Annotated in this window: 10 protein-coding genes and 2 pseudogenes; 4 read left to right on the plus strand and 8 right to left on the minus strand. The window is 57.6% G+C overall.

Annotation, left to right across the window (positions count from 1 at the left end; all coding sequences use genetic code 11):
- Positions 1-114 precede the first annotated feature (114 nt).
- On the plus strand, positions 115-1374 hold the full coding sequence (locus AC3RPL_RS15120; RefSeq protein WP_490740601.1) for a histidine-type phosphatase: 1260 nt from the start codon (positions 115-117) through the stop codon (positions 1372-1374).
- A gap of 82 nt (positions 1375-1456) precedes the next feature.
- On the opposite strand, the gene proY is transcribed toward AC3RPL_RS15120, so the two are convergent.
- From proY to phoB, 5 genes and pseudogenes are all read right to left on the minus strand, one after another.
- Positions 1457-2812 carry a proline-specific permease ProY gene (gene proY, locus AC3RPL_RS15125; protein ID WP_490740602.1) on the minus strand — a complete coding sequence of 452 codons (1356 nt, stop codon included), beginning with the start codon at positions 2810-2812 and terminating at the stop codon, positions 1457-1459.
- A 60-nt stretch (positions 2813-2872) separates the two neighbouring features.
- On the minus strand, positions 2873-4195 hold the full coding sequence (brnQ, locus tag AC3RPL_RS15130) for a branched-chain amino acid transport system II carrier protein (protein WP_490740603.1): 1323 nt from the start codon (positions 4193-4195) through the stop codon (positions 2873-2875).
- A gap of 407 nt (positions 4196-4602) precedes the next feature.
- The gene (locus tag AC3RPL_RS15135) at positions 4603-5706 is read right to left on the minus strand and encodes a cobalamin-independent methionine synthase II family protein (RefSeq protein WP_490740604.1); all 1104 of its coding nucleotides are present in this window, start codon (positions 5704-5706) and stop codon (positions 4603-4605) included.
- A 191-nt stretch (positions 5707-5897) separates the two neighbouring features.
- Positions 5898-7198 (minus strand): annotated as a pseudogene (gene phoR / locus AC3RPL_RS15140) (phosphate regulon sensor histidine kinase PhoR).
- A 23-nt stretch (positions 7199-7221) separates the two neighbouring features.
- Positions 7222-7911 carry a phosphate response regulator transcription factor PhoB gene (gene phoB, locus AC3RPL_RS15145; RefSeq protein ID WP_034933591.1) on the minus strand — a complete coding sequence of 230 codons (690 nt, stop codon included), beginning with the start codon at positions 7909-7911 and terminating at the stop codon, positions 7222-7224.
- 198 nt (positions 7912-8109) lie between these two features.
- Here phoB and sbcD point away from each other — a divergent pair, with 198 nt between their 5' ends.
- Entirely contained in the window at positions 8110-9333 is a 1224-nt protein-coding gene (gene sbcD, locus AC3RPL_RS15150) for an exonuclease subunit SbcD (protein WP_490740605.1), read from the plus strand.
- Entirely contained in the window at positions 9330-13001 is a 3672-nt protein-coding gene (locus AC3RPL_RS15155; protein WP_490740606.1) for an AAA family ATPase, read from the plus strand. Before sbcD ends, AC3RPL_RS15155 begins: the two co-directional genes overlap by 4 nt.
- 195 nt (positions 13002-13196) lie before the next feature.
- Here AC3RPL_RS15155 and AC3RPL_RS15160 read toward each other — a convergent pair.
- Positions 13197-13762, minus strand: a pseudogene (locus tag AC3RPL_RS15160) (DJ-1/PfpI family protein).
- 180 nt (positions 13763-13942) lie between these two features.
- Here AC3RPL_RS15160 and AC3RPL_RS15165 point away from each other — a divergent pair.
- Complete coding sequence (locus tag AC3RPL_RS15165; RefSeq protein WP_490740607.1) at positions 13943-14365, plus strand: cell envelope integrity TolA C-terminal domain-containing protein; 423 nt, start codon at positions 13943-13945, stop codon at positions 14363-14365.
- On the opposite strand, the gene qhpR is transcribed toward AC3RPL_RS15165, so the two are convergent.
- Both qhpR and AC3RPL_RS15175 read right to left on the minus strand, forming a co-directional pair.
- Entirely contained in the window at positions 14352-15437 is a 1086-nt protein-coding gene (gene qhpR, locus AC3RPL_RS15170) for an AraC-like transcriptional regulator QhpR (RefSeq protein WP_379889845.1), read from the minus strand. The genes AC3RPL_RS15165 and qhpR overlap by 14 nt on opposite strands.
- A 55-nt stretch (positions 15438-15492) precedes the next feature.
- Positions 15493-16497 (minus strand): phosphotransferase enzyme family protein, encoded by a 1005-nt coding sequence (locus AC3RPL_RS15175; protein ID WP_490740608.1) that lies wholly within the window; start codon positions 16495-16497, stop codon positions 15493-15495.
- Positions 16498-16578 lie beyond the last annotated feature (81 nt).

The following is a 16578-nucleotide window of genomic DNA, read 5'->3' on the forward strand; positions in this document are numbered from 1 at the left end:
TTAAACTGAAAAGCTCGCTCCGGCGGGCTTTTTTTTTGCACCGTAAAACCCGCCAGGGCATGCTGGGCCCACTTTTTTAAGCCAAAGCCGGACTACCCGGTGCGGACGGTGCCCATGTCTGATCTACGCAACATTCTGTTTCTGCTGATACTGTCTCTCCTGAGCACGGTGGTGCAGGCGCAGGATTACACGCTGGAAAAAGTGGTGCAGGTCACCCGGCATGGCGTCCGTCCTCCCTCCCCCGATAACCGTCAGATGATTGAAACGGGTGCCGGTCGCCGCTGGACAGACTGGCTGAATCAGGATGGTGAACTGACCGGGCATGGCTACACGGCGGCATGGTTGAAAGGCCGCTATGAGAGCCAGCGCTACCGCCAGCTGGGATTACTTCAGCACACCTGTCCCGCTGATAATGACGTCTATATCCGTGCCAGCCCACTGCAACGCACCCGAGCGACGGCAGAAGCCTTTGCCGACGCCGCCTTTCCTGGCTGTGGCGTCACTATTCATTCCGCAGCGCATAATGATCCTTTGTTTCAGTATCCGGAAGGAAAAGCCTCGCCGGAAGAGGCAGAGGCACATCGCCAGCAGGCTTTACAGGCAACCGGCGGCACTCTGGCAGAGCAGCAGCAGCGTATGCAGCCTCAGATTGCGGCGTTAAAACAGGCGGTGTGTCAGGCCGGACAAGCCTGCCCGGCATTCAGCCAGCCGTGGCAACTGGCGGTCTGGTCTAACGGCACCGTGGGTATTAAAGGGCTGGATACGCTGGCGGCGATGGCTGAAACCATCCGGCTGGAATACAGCGAGAACAAGCCACTGTCGCAGGTGGCCTTTGGTCATGCGCAGAACGCCGAAGAGGTCGCCAGGCTGCTGCCATTGCTCAGCGTTAAGTATCAGGACAGCAACGACCTCCCTGGCCCGGCACAGCGTGGCGCTTCGCTGTTGATGAACCAGATAGCCAGCGCGTTACAATCCGGGACAACCGGTCAGCACAGCACACCGCCTGAGGTCCGCTGGCTGCTGTATGTCGCTCACGACATCAATATTTCCTGGCTGCGCACTCTGCTTGGCTTTCACTGGCAGCAGGGGCTTTATCCGCCGGGCAATATTCCACCCGGCGGCAGCCTGGTCTTTGAACGCTGGCATGACAGACAACAACGCCGCTTTATCCGTATCTATTTTCTGGCCCAGAGCCTCGATCAGCTCCGCCAGCTAACCCTACTCAGTGAGAGCCAGCCTCCCCTGCTGACTGAGCTAACCTTCCCCGGCTGCCAGCACACCGCCGTTGGAACCCTTTGCCCGTATGACAGCGCCCTGCAACGTATCAGGCAACGTACTCTGTCATCCGCAGTGCCGGTCAGTTATCCGCAGTGAGGTGACAAGCGGAAATGAAACAGGCCGGAATCTCCGGCCTGTTTCATTGTGGGAAATATCTTTCCCGCCCTGCGGTGTTATTTCAGGCTCTGATTTTTTTACGCACCATCATCCAACTGGCCAGCAACACCACCAGCCAGCCAACACCGACATACAGCGACACGCGGGTATCCGGGAACCAGCCAATCAGTCCGATAATAAAGAACAGGAATAAGATACCCACCAGCGCGGTGAAGGTTCCGCCAGGCATGGCGAATTTCAGCGCCCTTTTCTGTTCGTCAGTCAGGGTGCGGCGGAAACCAATCTGGGCGAAGAGGATCATAATCCACACCCAGACCGTGGCAAAGGTCGCCAGCGAGGCGATCACCAGAAACACCTTTTCCGGCATCAGGTAGTTCAGATACACCGCCACCAGCATGGCAATCATCATCACCACCGTGGTAACCCAGGGAATACCCCGTCGCGAAACGGCGGCGAAGGCTTTTGGCGCATGACCCTGCTCTGCCATCCCGTGCAGCATACGTCCCACGCCAAACACATCGCTGTTGATGGCCGATAGTGAGGCAGTGATCACCACGAAATTCAGCACCGCCGCCGCCGCTGCGATACCCATATGCTGGAAGGTCAGCACAAACGGGCTGCCCTGGGTGCCAACCTGATTCCATGGATAAATCGACATGATGACAAACAGCGTACCCACGTAAAACACCAGAATACGCAGAGGAACGGTATTAATGGCACGGGGAATAGAGACTTCGGGATCTTTTGCCTCACCGGCGGTGATACCAATAATTTCGATGCCGCCGTAGGCAAACATCACAATCTGCAACGACAGCACCATCCCGATCACACCGTGGGCAAAGAAGCCGCCGTTGCTCCACAGGTTACTGATGCCGGTCGGCTCTCCTCCGTTACCGATTCCCCAGAGAATGATGCCGATACCGGCGACAATCATGATGATGATGGTGGCAACCTTAAACAGTGACAGCCAGAACTCCACTTCACCAAACACTTTCACCGTCGCCATATTTATCGCACCAATGATCAGCACCACGCTCAGTACCCAGACCCAGTGCGGAACATCCGGAAACCAGACGCCCATATAGATGCCAAAGGCCGTCACATCAGCAATGGCGACAATCAGAATCTCAAAACAGTAGGTCCATCCGGTGATATAGCCTGCCAGCGGACCAAGGTAATCCTGGGCATAACGTGAGAACGAACTGGCCTGTGGATTATTGACCGACATTTCGCCCAGCGCCCGCATAATGATGTAGGCAATGGCACCACCGATGATATAAGCGAGGATCACACTCGGGCCGGCCATCTTCATCGCATCAGCCGAGCCATAAAACAGTCCGGTGCCAATCGCTGAACCCAGCGCCATAAAGCGGATGTGGCGGGTACTCAGTCCTTTTTTGAGCGTATTTTTAGTCATTTTCTGTCTTCACAATGTCAGCTTCTCCTGCCGGATGGGCAGGAGAAGGTATCACACTCTTTATTGCTGATGGGCATTAACCTGCTGACGCCCCACCGCACGATCGTAAATCGCCACCAGAAGCAGCATCGCCAGCGACGGCGGCAGCCACGCCAGTCCCTGATCCGCCAGCGGCAGATGGGTGGCAAAACCGGGCAGCAGCGCGGCAAAGCTGGTGGTTTTAACCGCATCTACCATGCCGAACAGCAGGCTGACCAGCATCGTTGATGCAATGATGCGGCTGCTCTTTTTCCACCAGCCCAGCGTAAAGCTCAGTAACACCAGCACAATGCACGGGGGATAAATGGCCGTCAGCACCGGAATCGAAATCTGAATCAGATGGCTCAGCCCAAGGTTAGAAACCAGCATGGAAAACAGCCCAAGGATAAATACCAGCTGGCGATAGCTCAGCGGCAGATACTGCTCGAAGAACTCCGCACAGGCGCAGGTCAGGCCAACCGCCGTGACCATACAGGCGACAAAAATCAGCGCGGCGAGGAACAGGCTGCCCATACTGCCGAAGGTCTGTTGCACATAAGCATGGAGGATCGCCGCGCCGTTGGCGCTCTGACTGACAATTGAGGCGCTGCCCGAACCCAGTCTGAACAGGGTCAGGTAAACCAGCGTCAGGCCAATCCCGGCAATCAGCCCGGCAATAATGGTGTAACGGGTCAGCAGTGACGATTCACTGACGCCGCGTGAGCGAGCGGTATTGACGATAACGATACCAAACACCAGTGCGCCCAGGGTGTCCATAGTCAGATAACCATTGACGAACCCGCTGGAGAATGCGGCATGTTGATACTCTTCTGTCGCCGGGGCCAGGCCACCAGCAGGCCACAGCAGCGCGGCAATACCCAGCACCGCCAGTGCCACAATTTTCAGCGGCGCAAGGAAATGACCGACGGTATCCAGCAACTTGCCGGGGTAAAGCGAGATGCCAATAACCAGCACAAAATAGATAAGGCTGTAGATCAACAGTGGCAGTGCGGTGTCGCCGGTCAGTGGGGCAATACCGACTTCAAAGGAAACCGTTGCCGTACGCGGTGTGGCAAACAGTGGGCCAACGGCCAGGTAGCAGACGGTTGCCAGCACAATTCCTGCGGTCTTACCGATGGGCGAGCTGAGCGCGTCAATTCCCCCACCCACGCGGGCCAGCGCAATCACGGTGATCACCGGCAGCCCCACTGCGGTAATCAGAAAGCCGGCCGCCGCAACCCACACGTGCTCACCAGACTGGATACCCACCATCGGCGGGAAAATAATGTTACCGGCACCGACGAACAGAGCGAAGGTCATAAAGCCCAGTGCGATGATGTCTTTGAAAGTTAGACGATTACTCATAAGCAGCGGATTAACCTGTTACTGGTGTTAGTGAAAACGTCATGTCAGCGTCACCCCTGTGCGCACTAAAAATACTGGCCCGGCCAGCCGCCACAGCCTGATGTTCTGGTCCAGTGTCACTTACCAGCGGATTTGCGCTGATTATGATCTTTTTTCAGGGGGAAAACGGAAAAACGGCGCTAAGTAAACCGTTTATAGCGGAGAAAGGCAAGGCGGGATCGGGAAAGCAGAATGATATAGCGTAAAAAAACGTCCAGCCAGTTCATCAGTTCAGTTTATAAGCCAGAACCCTTAGATGATGTGTATTTTTTCTGAGCAGGGGTAGTGCAATTTATGCAAAAAAAGAGGATTAGCTGCACAAAAAGCGCGCTTTCGCACGCTTTTTACCGTAATTCACGCAAAACGCATCACCAGACTTCGCTGGCAATATCGGTCACCAGACGCAGCTTAGCCCACTGCTGTTGCTCAGTGAGGCTGTTGCCCTCTTCGGTGGAGGCAAAGCCACACTGCGGGCTGAGGCAAATCTGCTCGAGGCTGACGTATTTCGTGGCTTCAGCAATACGCTTTTTGACGCTTTCAGGATCTTCCAGCTCGCCATTTTTGGTGGTGATCAACCCCAGCACCACCTGCTGCCTGCCGGGTTTAATAAAGCGCAGCGGCTCGAAACCGCCGGAACGTTCATTGTCATACTCCAGGAAGAACGCATCGACATTGACGCTGCCAAACAGAATGTCGGCCACCGGCTCGTAGCCGCCTTCAGAAATCCAGGTGGAGCGAAAATTTCCCCGGCAGACGTGCAGCCCGATGGTCAGATCGTCGGGTTTACCTTCCAGCGCCTTATTCAGCACCTGTGCATAGGTGCTCGCCAGCTGCTGCGGGTCGTCCCCACGTTCGCGGATCTGACGCTGCTGATCCTCAGAGCACAGATAGGCCCAGACGGTGTCATCCAGTTGCAGATAGCGGCAGCCAGCCGCGTAAAAGGCATGAATTGCAGCACGATACGTCAGCGCCAGGTCGTGGAAATAGTCCCGCAAATCAGGATAAACCGTGGCGTCAATCATCTTACGGCCACCACGAAAATGCAGCACGCTGGGGCTGGGGATGGTCATTTTGGCAATGGCATTACCGCTGATACTTTGCAGGTAACGAAAATCTTCCAGCATCGGATGATCGCCAAAACCCAGCCTGCCGGTCACCTTCACTCCACGCGCTTTCGTCTGGATACCGTTAAACTGGATACCCTGCTCCGCTTCGTAAGGCTCCACGCCCTCCAGGCCATCAAAGAAATCAAAATGCCACCATGCCCGACGGAATTCCCCATCGGTCACCACGTTGAGTCCACAGGCGCGCTGCTGCGTCACCACCTCGCGGATCGCTTCATCCTCGATACGCCGCAGGGCCACCGCATCAATTTCCCCCCGCTGGAACTGCTCGCGAGCCTGCTTTATCGCAGGCGGACGAAGGAAACTGCCGACCACTTCGGCACGATATCTGGCTGAATCTCTCTGCATTCTGCTCACTCCTGGCCTGCGCATACCACGCATCATGGTTAAAATAGTTTCGCTAAGTTACTTCAGGACTTCCGGATGTCCACATGGCTAAAAAGAATGTCACGCCGCGCGTTTAGCGGCAAACGAGGAAATTTCATCACAGATGAAAATTTTTCACTCTCCGGGTGAGAAGCCCACTTGATAGTGACTTCTCACTCTGCCGGATGCGGGCTGACAATCATTCCCGGCGGCAGCAGGAAACTGAAGCAGGTCTCTTTACCCGGCTGACTGACAATCTTCAGCCGGGTGTGGTGATGCGAGAGCGCGTGTTTGACGATAGCCAGTCCCAGGCCACTGCCGCCGGTCCGCCGTGAGCGGGCCTTGTCAACGCGATAGAAGCGCTCGGTCAGGCGCGGATATGTTCAGGGGCAATGCCGGGGCCGTTATCGCAGACGCGAAACAGAGCACCCTGCGCTGTTTTCAGCCAGGCAATCTCCAGCCGCGTCCCTTCCGGCGTATGGTTGACCGCGTTATACACCAGATTGGAGATAGCGCTCTGCAACTGCTCCTCGTTACCCAACACCCGCAGATGCGCATCGGTTTGGAAATGTATCTCATGACGTCCCTGACTCAGCGTCTCCGCTTCGCGCTGCAACAGTTGCAGCATCGCCGGGACATCAACCTGCTGATGGAGATCCAACGCAGGCGCGGCCTCAATGCGGGAAAGCGTCAGCAGCTGTTTTACCAGGCCGTCCATACGACGCGTCTGCTCCTGCATGGTATGGACCGCCTTGTCGCGCAGCGGCCCGGCCATGCCGTCGCCGGTCATCATCTCCAGATAGCCCTGTAACACTGTCAGCGGCGTGCCTAGCTCATGGCTGACGTTGGCAAAGAAGTTGCGGCGGGAACCTTCCAGCTGATGCATCTGCGTCATGTCGCGCGACACTAACAGCCACTGCCCTTCGCTGTAGGGCATCACCCGAAATTCCAGGTGCCGTTGATTGTTCAGCACCAGCGTCAGCGGACGCGAAAAATCCCGCTGGCGAAGGTAGCGGGCAAACTCAGGATAACGCAGCAGATTGAGGATATTCTGGCCATTGTCTTCCGGCCAGCGCAGCCCAAGCAGCTGCTGTGCCAGGCCGTTGCACCAGAAGATGATGCCTTCCTCGGTGGTCAGTACCAGCGCATCCGGCAGCGACTCCGCGCCACTGCGAAAGCGTCTGATCAGATTACCCAGTTCACGCCGACGACGACGGTTGCGCACCTGCATCTGATACAGGCCATAAAAGAGGGGTTCCCAGCTGCCATGTCCGGCCGGGGGAGTCATACTGCGGTCAACCCACAACCAGTGCGATAAGCGCAGCAGGTTAAAATAGTGCCAGCCCAGCAGCGCCAGCAGGGCAACCGGCAGCAGCCAGGCAAGGTAACCCGTCAGCCACCCGATAATCAGCGCGGGCAGGCAGACGAGCAGCAGCTCCAGCAGTAATTTCTTCCAGGAGAGGCGTTCCAGCAAGATGAAGACTCCAGTGCAAACGATCAGTAACGTGCTGAGAAACGGTAACCTGTCCCGCGAACCGTTTGTACCATGCGATCGTGCCCGCTGACCTCAAGCGCTTTGCGTAAGCGACGAATATGCACATCAACGGTGCGATCTTCGACGTACACGTTAGTGCCCCAGACGTGATTAAGCAACTGTTCACGGCTGTAGACCCGCTCCGGATGGGTCATAAAAAAGTGCAGCAGCTTATACTCGGTTGGCCCCATCTCCAGCGGCTGCGTTTCTGACATCACCCTGTGTGAGGAGGGATCGAGACTCAGTCCCTGTATTTCAATCACCTCTTCCACCGCCATCGGTGAAATACGGCGCATCACCGCTTTAATGCGGGCAATCAGTTCCTTCGGCGAGAACGGCTTGGTGATATAGTCATCCGCGCCCACTTCCAGCCCCCGCACGCGGTCCTCTTCTTCACCACGGGCCGTCAGCATCATCACCGGAATATCACGGGTCATCGCTTCGCGCTTCAGGTGTTTAATAAACTGAATACCTGAGCCACCCGGCAGCATCCAGTCCAGCAGGATCAAATCAGGCCAGGGTTCAATCAGCTGACTGACCGCACTGTCATAATCTTCCGCTTCGACGGGTTGATAGTCATTTTGCTCCAGCACAAAACACAACATCTCACGGATTGGGGCTTCATCTTCTACCACCAGAATGCGCTTAGCCATTATTGCTCCTGCTGCTGTGACCGGATGTCACGGGATTTGCGGCGTCATTATGCGTCAGTTTTATGACAGTTTTATGAAAAAAGCACCCATCAGTCCGCGTTTTCGACATCCTGTTTACGCCAGGTCTGCCTTTGCCGCTGGGGTTTTTGCCAGCTCTGTTTATAATCGTCAGCTCTGCTTATGCACAGAAGGGATACCATGCGCGTCATTCATACCGCCGACTGGCATCTGGGCCAGTTTTTCTACACCAAAAGTCGGGCTGCCGAACATCAGGCCTTTCTTGACTGGTTGCTGTTGCAGGTGGCAGAACGGCAGGTGGCAGCGATTATTGTCGCCGGGGATATTTTTGATACCGGGTCGCCACCCAGCTATGCCCGCGAACTGTTCAATCGCTTTATCGTCAGCCTGCAAGCCAGCGGATGCCAGCTGGTGATCCTTGGCGGGAATCACGATTCGGTGGCGGTGCTTAATGAATCCCGCGAGCTGCTGAGCTGTCTGAATACGCGGGTGATTGCTGCGGCTGCCGAACATCCCGACGATCAGGTGTTGCTGCTGACCGACCGCAACGGCCAGCCGGGCGCGCTGCTGTGTGCTATCCCTTTTTTACGTCCGCGTGACATCACCACCAGCCAGGCAGGCCAGTCTGGCCATCAGAAGCAACAATCCCTGCTGGAGGCCATCACCCATCATTACCAGCAATGCTGGCAGGCCGCGCAGCAACAACGCCAGGCGCTGGGGCTGGCGCTGCCGATCATCGCCACCGGCCACCTGACCACCGTCGGCGTGACGAAAAGTGACGCCGTACGTGATATTTACATCGGCACGCTGGACGCTTTCCCCGCGCAGGCCTTTCCCCCCGCTGACTATATTGCGCTGGGGCATATTCATCGTGCTCAGCGCATTGCCGGTACGGAGCATATCCGTTACAGCGGCTCGCCCATTCCGCTCAGTTTTGACGAGCTGGGCAAAGAGAAAAGCGTTTTTCTGGTGGCGTTCGCAGAAGGCAAGTTGAGCCAGGTAGAGCCGCTGACCATTCCGCCGTTCCAGCCAATGCAGATGATTAAAGGGACGCTGGAGGAAATTGCACAGCAGCTGGCCGCCCTTCAGCCGCCGCCGGAGGGGAAAACCATCTGGCTGGATATCGAAGTGGTCACCCGCAGCTGGCTGAACGATTTGCAGCGGCGGATTCAGGAGATGACGCAGGATCTGCCCGTCGAGGTGGTGTTACTGCGTCGCAGTCGTGAACAGCGCGAGCAGACCATTGCGCGTCAGCACAACGAAACCCTGAGTGAGCTCAGCGTAGAGGAGGTGTTCAGTCGTCGCCTGGCAAGTGAAGAGGAGGCCGGACCGGACAAGCTGGCCCGCGTCACCGCGCTGTTTCAGCAGACGCTGGCAGAAATTGATGACGAGGAACAGCCATGAAAATCCTGACGCTGCGCTTTAAAAATCTCAACTCGCTGAAAGGCGAATGGAAAGTGGATTTCACCGCTGAACCCTTTGCCAGCAATGGCCTGTTTGCCATCACCGGCCCGACCGGAGCGGGAAAAACCACCCTGCTGGACGCTATTTGCCTGGCGCTGTATCACGAAACCTCACGGCTGGGAAAACTGTCGCAGAGCCAGAATGACCTGATGACCCGCGACACGGCAGAGTGTCTGGCGGAAGTGGAGTTTGAAGTAAAAGGCGTCGCCTGGCGGGCATTCTGGAGCCAGAGCCGGGCACGGGGCGCGCCGGACGGTAATCTTCAGGCACCGCGCGTTGAGCTGGCACGCTGTGCCGATAATCAGATCGTTGCCGACAAAGTGAAAGACAAGCTGGAGATGCTGACCGCGCTGACCGGCCTGGATTTCGGACGCTTCACCAAATCGATGATGCTGTCACAGGGGCAGTTTGCCGCCTTCCTCAACGCCGATGCCAACAGCCGCGCCGAACTGCTGGAGGAGCTGACCGGAACAGAAATCTATGGTCGCCTGTCCGCCAGCGTGTTCGAACGACATAAAAACGCCCGCCAGGCGCTGGAAACCCTGCGCGCTCGCGCAGGGGGCATGGCTCTGCTGGACAACGAACAGCAGCAGGTACTGAGCGACCAGCTGGCACAACGACTTTCCGAAGAGCAGGTACTCACTTCTCAACATCAGCGCCAGCAGCAACTGTTGCAGTGGCAGCAGCAGTGGCAACTCGCCCTCCAGGCCGTCACGGCGGCAGAGCAGGCTTCCCGCCAGGCGGAAAACGCCTGGCAACAGGATCAACCGCAGCTGGATAAGCTGAAACGCGCCGAACCCGCCGAAAAGCTCCGGCCACTCTGGCAGCAGCAGCAACAGCAGCAGCAGGACTGGCTGGCGTTACAGCAGCAGCAGCGCCTCACCCGGCAACAGCAGGAACAGCAGCAGTCACTGGATGTCCTGACCTCGCAGCTGAAAACCGCGAACGAAACACGCAGCCAGCATGAGCACCTGCGTCAGCAACAGGAGACGCTAATCGCCGAGCGCGTACTGCCGCTGGATAACCGCATCAGCGCGCTGGAGCAGCAAAGCGAAATGCTGGCGAAAGAAGTGAGTGAGTACCAGCATTCGCTCACAGAGCAACAGAAAAAATCCCAACACAATCAGCAGGTGCAGCAGGAGAAACGGGCACAGCAGCAGCAACAGCAGCAGTGGCAGCAGCAACATGCGTCTTTCGCCCACTGGGGAGAGGCTTTGCCGCTGTGGGCCGCGCGTTTTGAGCAGCTGCAACAGAGCGAAGCCGTACTGAACCGGCATCAGCATCAGCTCAGCGGGCAGCAGCAACGCCTCGCGCAGCGACAGCAGCAGGAGCGCGATCTTGAACAGCAGGCCCTGCCGAAAAAGCAGGCGCTGGAACAGGCACAGCAGCAGTACGCCGAAGCCGAAAAACACCTTCAGGCCTCAGAGCAGCAGCAGACCGAAGAACAGTTGCAGGCCCGGGTCAGCCACTTCAGCCAGCAGCGACCACTGCGGCAGGCGCTGGCGCTGCTGCTGCCCCAGTGGCAACAGCTTATGCAACTCAGTCAGCGGGTACTTACCAGCAAGCAGGAGATCGGGCAGCAAATCCAGCAGGCGGAGCAGCAGTTAATTACGCTGCGCAGCGACTGGAAAGAGAAATACCAGCATCAGCAGGATGTGGAAAAACGCCTCCAGCTGGAGCAGCGCATTGCCGATCTCGAACAGCATCGTGCCCTGCTGGAACCGGGGCAGCCCTGCCCGCTGTGTGGATCCAGCCAGCATCCGGCCGTCAGCGAATATCAGTCAGTCACGCCCTCAGAAACCGTGCAGCGCCTGCTGCAACTAAGAGCAGAGGTGGACAAACTGAAAGATCAAGGGACCGCTAAGCGTGAACAGCTGAAGAATCTGCAAAGCCAGCGGGAAAAGTTGCAGCAGGAGGAGAGCGAAAGCAGTCGGCAGGCGACGGCCCTGCGCGAACAGTGGCAGAGCGCGATAACCGCGCTGGCGCTGGATTTCCCGCCGGAAGACCAGCAACAGGTGGCTGACTGGCTGACGGCCCAGGAACAACAGGAAAACCAGGCGCAGGCCGGGTTGCTGCAATGGCAACAGAGCGCCCGCCAGCTTCAGCAGCAGAAAGATCGGCTCAATCAGCGCCAGCATGAGCTGAACGACCTTCAACAGCAGCAGCAGCTGGCGGAGCAGCAGCGACTGACGCTCAGTCAGGGGCTGGACGATATGCAGCGACAGCTGACAGAGCACACTGAGGCGGTGCAACAACAGCGCCACCAGTTGCAAAGCACCCTGGCCGAACACGCGCTGATGCTACCGGAAGCGGAAGAGCACGCCAGCTGGCTTACCCGCCGTCAGGCCGAGTGGCAACAGTGGCAGCAGGCGGAGCGGGCACTGACTGACCTGACTAACCAACTGACCGCGCTCGATTCTCAGCAGCAGGCGCTGAATGCACACATCGCTGACGAGCAGCAACGTCTTGCGGGCCTGGAGAAGCGCCTCGCCGCTGAGCAACGCGAGCTAAGTGAACAGCGCCAGCAACGGCAGGCACTGTTTGGCGAGCAGAGCACCTCCCGCGTACAGCAGCAGCTGCGCGAGCTGTCGCAACAGTACGCAGAGGCGAGTGACGCGCTGCAACAGCAGTGGCAACAGCAGCAGGATGGGCTGAGTACGCTGGCCGGTGAGCTTAACTCACTGTCCGAACAGTCAGCGGCGCTGACGCTGCGGCTGGAAGGGACGCGGCAGACCTTCAGCCATGCGCTTGCCGCCAGTGATTTTGCCGATGAAGCCGGGTTTGTCTCCGCCCTGCTGGATGACGCGCAGGCCAGCCAGTTAAAAACGCTACAGAAGCAGCACGACAGCCGCCGTCAGCAGGCCGCCACGTTGCTGGAGCAGGCGCAGAAAACCCTCAGTGCACAGCAGCAACAGCGGCCGGAAGAGATGCCGGAGAGTGCGGAAACCCTGATTGAAAGGGTCAGGATGCTGGCGGAACAACTGCGGGAGAATGCCCGCCAGCAGGGAGAAATTCGCCAGCAGTTGCAAAGCGACGCCCAGCTGCGTGAACAGCAGCAGGCCCTGCTGACGCAGATTGCCGCAGGGGAGCAACATGTGGAGGACTGGAGCTATCTCAATGCGTTGATCGGCTCGAAAGAAGGCGATAAGTTCCGCAAATTTGCTCAGGGGCTGACGCTGGATAATCTGGTGTGGCTGGCTAATAACCAGCTGCACCGCCTGCACGGCCGCTATCTGCTCCAGCGCAAATCAGAGGAGGTGCTGGAGTTGCAGGTGATGGATACCTGGCAGGCAGATACGCTGCGCGACACCCGCACGCTGTCGGGCGGCGAGAGCTTCCTGGTGAGCCTGGCGCTGGCGCTGGCGCTTTCCGATCTGGTCAGCCACAAGACCCGCATCGAATCGCTGTTTCTCGACGAAGGTTTTGGCACGCTTGACGCTGAAACCCTCGACAGCGCGCTGGATGCGCTGGACGCACTGAACGCCAGTGGAAAAACCATCGGGGTGATCAGCCACGTCGAAGCGATGAAAGAACGTATTCCGGTGCAGATTAAGGTAAAAAAAATCAACGGACTGGGTTACAGCAAGCTGGAAACACCGATGGCCTGAGCAGGTGGCATCAGCGCAGACTGTCAGCCTTCAGCCCCCCGCGCTGACAATATACCCCCCGCAGCACCGGGTAATCGGGGGCCGGAAACACCCGCTGGCGATAACGGTGTCGGGCCGGACCTGCCCGGACGCGTTACCAAAACCCTGAAACGGCCTCGCAGGGCCGTGACAGAGTGTGATGCCGTCAGCAAGGAATTACTTCATCAGCAGCGCATTAAATTTCGCCAGCCATTGCGGATGCGCAGGCCAGGCCGGGGCGGTCACCAGATTGCCATCGACGTGCGCCTGATCGATGCCGATCTCTGCAAAATGGCCGCCGCTGAGACGGATTTCGGGGGCGCAGGCCGGGTAAGCGCTACAGGTGCGACCCGCAATATCCCTGCTGCCGCCAGCAGTTGTGGACCGTGGCACACCGCCGCAATGGGTTTGCCCGCCGCATCAAAATCCTGCACCAGTTTAATCACCTGCTCATTCAGTCGAAGGTATTCCGGCGCACGACCTCCCGGAACCAGCAACGCATCATAATCTTCGACGCGCGCGGCGGCGAAATCAGCGTTGAGCACAAAACGGTGTCCGGGCTTTTCACTGTAGGTTTGCGCGCCATCGAAATCGTGTATCGCGGTCTGAATAAAGTCACCTTTAACTTTGTCAGGACAGACGGCATCCACCTGATGTCCCAGCATTTGCAGCGCCTGGAAAGGCACCATCACTTCATAATCTTCGGCGTAATCGCCAACCAGCATCAGAATTTTCTTAACCATAATTAATGCATCCTGCGTTAAGTGAAATGGGATCCTTACCTCACCTCTTTTATCGGCAGCTCGTCAAGTCTGGCGATGCGGATTTTCAGCAGGGACCTTTACAGAGTATTGGAGTAAGGCAGCATCAACCCATTGCGCTATCATCACAGGCTGTCCGTTTTTATCACTTCGAGGGGAATAATGGCGTCAGGAAAAAAAATCATCGCAGGCTGTCTGCTGCCGGGGATGCTGCTGCTGGCAGGATGCCAGTCGGCAACGCAGACAGGCCGTGAGAAACAGCCACCGCCCACCCGCCAGCAGATGCAGGCCGTGGCCGAACGGCAGTGCAGCAAAAAGCAGGACGGACTGACGCATCAGCAGTGTCTGTACTACACACAAATGCAGTATGGCTTTCAGCACAATTTTTATGATGCAGAACGTTATAAAGGCCGCCGCTGTGCGGTGACGGTTGGCTGGCATAACGGGCGTTATGCCGTGCTCAGCACGCAGGGCGATGAAATTCTCTGCCTTAAAAGCTGGAGCGTGATCGGCAGCGCAGAAAACCTGCCTCCGCCGCCTGCGGGCTTTCCGCCGCAAATGGTGATTGATTTTACCCCGCGCTGAGGCGCTGGCCCGCCATCTCATCCTGCCGCCACTGGCGCGGACTGATACCAAACCAGCGTCGGAAGGCGCGGGAGAAGGCGCTGACTTCGGAATACCCTAACAGCAGCGCCATTTCCGAGATGGGGATCTGTTTCTGTTGCAGATAGTGGGTGGCCATTTCACAGCGAACCTTGTCCACCAGTGCGGTAAAACTGAGGCCCTCATCACGCAGGCGACGCTGCAAAGACCAGCTGGACAGCCCCATCTTGTCTGCCACCTCTTCCAGCACCGGTTCCCCTTTTAACAATAGCAGATGAACCTGAGCGCGGGCTTGATCGACGATATTTTGCTGCGGCGCGGCGCTGTTCAGACGGCGAATGGCATCCTGCATCACCATCAGCAGCATCGGATCGCTGTCCGGCATGGTTCGCGCCAGATCGCGTTTGGCGATCAACATCGAATTAAAGGGCTGGTCAAAATAAACCGGCGCATCAAATACTTTACAGTGCTCATGCCACTGGGCCGGACGGGGATGTTCAAAATGCACCTCACGCGGTGCCCAGTTTTTTCCGGCCACGTGACGGACAAGATTCATAAACATGCCCAGCGTCAGTTCCGCATCCTGACGGCGGCAGAGAATCGCACCGTGGCGCACCTGATAATCCAGCCGCCAGCAGTCGCCTTTATCCACCAGCCGGGTCAGGGTATCGTGCTGATGCCACGGAAAGGCATTGACCACATTGTGCAGGGCCTGCTCCAGCGTGGCGGAACAGAGGCCGACATAGCCAATCAGACCTAATGACTGTGGTTTAAACTGCCTGCCGTAGTGCAAACCGAAGTTATCAAAACCTGAATGACGCGCCGCTTCTTCCATTACGCGGCAGTAGTTGACCAACCCCAGACTCAGCGTCGGGCTGGCAAGCTGCTCCGGGTCGATGCCGCTGACGCCAAAAATACGGTCAACATCGCCGCCTTTATCCATGATAAATTCACCCAGCCCGCTGGCGGCGGCGGCCAGTACGCCACGATTGCAGGCAAAACTGGCGTTCAGCGCCGTTGCCATTTCAGGCTGTTTGATTACACCGGTTTCCATCATTTTCGCCCCCACTACAGAGATATCCCATAGCAGGAGCAATTTTCATACCAGATCAGGCACCGACCGGCAGTTCAGCACTCTCCAGGTAACGTCGACACAGGCGCACCGAGTGGTCGGCCCACTGCGGCCCCAAGCTGATGGCCATCTCGGTTTGCGCGTGGGAGCCGACCCAGGCCAGCAGTTGAATACGACGCTGGATCAGCAGCGTTGGCACCAGCGCCATCTCTGCGTCGCTGATATGCGCCACCTGTTCATAGCCTTTAATCCAGTTATCCACCCAGTCGGCTGCACGAGGATGGTGCTCCACAAAACTGATCGCTGCTGCAAGATCGTGCAAATACCAGCCCATTCCGCAGTCGTCAAAGTCGATCACCCGCGTCTCACCTTTATGTAACAGCAGATTGGTCAGACGCAGATCGGCGTGGATCAACCCGTAGCGGGAAGCATCTTTGCCAAACTGTTGCAGTTCTCCGTCAACACGGGCGATCACCTCTTCCACTACCGGCCTGTCCGCCAGCCGCAGGTTGGGCGCATCACGCCAGTCGCCCCAGTGGCTCTGCGGGCTGACCACCGTGTGGTGATCCCAGATAATGCGCTGAAATCCTGCCGGTTTTTGCCACTGCCTACTGTGCTGGTGCAGGCGGGCAGTGATATGTCCCAGCTGCTGAAAAGCGCGGGGATCCACCTCGGTGGTCGGCATCTCACCGTCGATCCAGTCAAACAGCACCACATGACGCACGCTGCCATCGTCCAGCGCCAGGCTCTGTACCGTTTCACCGTCCATATCGGCAACCGCCTGCGGCACCACGATGCCGGTTTCACGCAACGCATCCAGCCAGTGCAGCTCACTTTCAATGTCTGCACGCTGATGATAGTTCTCGCGGTGCAGACGTAGCGCATAGCGTTTACCGCCCGCTTCCAGCAAAAAAGTGGCATTTTCAGAACGGCAAAGCAGGCTGAGCTTACCCTGACGGGCAAACGGGTAACGAGCGAGCGCCTGCTGGGCAAGTTTCAGCAGGGCGGCATTATCGAGAGAATCATATTGCCTGGCAGTCATAGTCTGGCTCCGTCGGTTTTCGCATGATGTGCCACCAGCATGGCGTTGCAGACGCTGACCTGCCTGACCGCAGAACACCCG

The organism is Erwinia papayae (assembly GCF_058241465.1).